Here is a 2,014-nt window from a genome sequence, read left to right as displayed (position 1 = left end):
CAGGCCGGGGATCGTGTGGGGCGCCGTCGTCTCCGGCCTGGACGAGATGGCCGCCGCCTGCCAGGACCTCTGGCGCACCGGCGCCGTCGGCGAGACCCTCAACTTCCGCCGCCTCTGAGGGCGCGCCGCCGTGAGCGGCGCCGACCCGCCGACACGACCCGGCCGCCACGTGGCAGGGCCGCCCCGCCCACCGCGCCGGTGGGTCCCCGCCAGCCATGTGCCGGGTGCGGCCGCCCTGGCCCGGCCTGGTCCGGCCGAACCCACTGGCCCGTTCGGGCCCTGCCCGCTCGGCGTGGCTGGTCCTGGTGGGCCTGTCCGGGAGGGGCGGCCGGGCCTGTCGGGCCTGACCTGTCCGGGGCCGCACCGGGGCAGGCGGCCTGGGCGTGGCATGCCCGTCCGGACGCGGCCGACCGGTCTGGTGGGACCGGCCCACCAGGCCCCACGCCGAGCAGCCTGGTGGGCCGCTCGGTGAGGGGCCGCGAGTGAGGCGCCGGTGCGGCCGAGTGGTCGGGGCGGTCCGCTTCAGCGGGCCGTCGCGGCGAGCAGCGCGTGGGCGGCGCGCAGCACCAGGGCGTCCTCGTGGCGGGCGGCGACGAGTTGGACGCCGACGGGGAGCCCGGCGGCGTCCGCGCCGCACGGCACCGAGGCGGCCGGCTGCTGCGTCATGTTGAAGGGGTAGGTGAAGGGCGTCCAGCCCGTCCAGCGGGTGAGGCCGGAGCCCTCCGGGACCTCCCGGCCGATGCCGAAGGCCGTGCCCGGCAGGGTCGGCGTCACCAGCAGGTCGTAGCGCTCGTGGAAGGCGCCCATGTGCCGGCCCAGCGCCATGCGGACGTCGACTGCCGCCAGGTAGTCGAGCGCCGAGTAGCCCGCGCCCTCCCGGCAGATCTCGGCGAGTCCCGGGTCCATCCGGGCCCGCTGCTGCTCGGTGAAGCTCTCGGTGACGCGCGCGGCGCCGCTGAACCACAGGACGTGGAACGGCTCGACGGGGTCGGGGAAGTCGGGGTCCGCCTCCTCGACGTGCGCGCCGAGCTCCGCCAGCAGGTCGACCGACCGCCGGACCGCCGCCGCGACCGCCGGGTCGACGCGGACCCGGCCGCCGAAGTCGGGGGAGTACGCGACGCGCAGCCCCGCCACCCCGCCCGACAGGCCCTCGCGGTAGCTGCCGGGGGCCGGGCCGAGCTGGGACCAGTCGCGGGCGTCGGGGCCGCAGACGACGTCCATCAGCAGGGCCGCGTCGGCGGCGTCCGCCGTCATCGGGCCGACGTGCGCGAGGGTGCCGAAGGCGCTGGCCGGGTAGATCGGCACCCGCCCGTACGTCGGTTTGAGGGCGAAGATCCCGCAGAACGCGGCCGGGATGCGGACCGAGCCGCCGCCGTCGGTGCCGAGCGACAGCGGTCCCGCGCCGAGCGCGACGGCCGCCGCGCTGCCGCCGCTGGAGCCGCCGGCGGTGCGGGCCGGGTCGTGGGGGTTGCCGGTGGCGCCGTGGCGGGGGCTGTCGGTGACGCCCTTCCAGCCGAACTCGGGGGTGGTGGTCTTGCCGAGCAGCACCGCGCCGTGTTCGCGCAGGCGCGCGACGGCCGGGGCGTCCTCCTTCCAGGGACCGTGCTCGGAGATCGCCCACGAGCCGCGCAGCGTCGGCCCGCCGCGTTGCAGCAGGATGTCCTTGACGGTGACGGGTACGCCGTCGAGCAGCCCGGCCGGCTCGCCGCGCCGCCACCGCTCTGTGGCGGACTCGGCCTGTTCCAGGGCCTGTTCGGCGTCGATGCGGACGAACGCGTTCACGGTCCGCTGCGCCAGCTCGGCGCGTTCCAGGACGGCGCGGGTGGCCTCGACGGGGGAGAAGGCGCCGGAGGCGTAGCCGGTGAGGAGCTGGCCGGCGGTCAGGGCGGCCAGCCCGGTCGGGGCGTCCGGCGGCGCCGGGCGGCGGGTGGTGCTCGGCTCCGGCAGGGTGCTGCTCACTCGGGACCTCCGGCGGGTGCGGCGGGAACGGCGGACCCGCCGGAGGTCCCGAGTG

2 protein-coding genes are annotated in these 2,014 nt (G+C 77.9%); one reads left to right on the top strand and one right to left on the bottom strand.

The window, feature by feature from the left end; genetic code table 11:
* On the top strand, nucleotides 1-118 hold a 118-nt coding region (locus GL263_RS25645; RefSeq protein WP_182858126.1), incomplete at its 5' end, for a DUF3830 family protein.
* 404 nt (nucleotides 119-522) lie between these two features.
* Here GL263_RS25645 and GL263_RS25640 read toward each other — a convergent pair.
* On the bottom strand, nucleotides 523-1,959 hold the full coding sequence (locus GL263_RS25640) for an amidase (protein WP_438948005.1): 1,437 nt from the start codon (nucleotides 1,957-1,959) through the stop codon (nucleotides 523-525).
* Nucleotides 1,960-2,014 lie beyond the last annotated feature (55 nt).

The sequence above is a fragment of the Streptomyces durbertensis genome (assembly GCF_014156695.1).
GTDB classification, from domain to species: domain Bacteria; phylum Actinomycetota; class Actinomycetes; order Streptomycetales; family Streptomycetaceae; genus Streptomyces; species Streptomyces durbertensis.
This window is presented reverse-complemented; position numbering and strand designations above follow the sequence as displayed.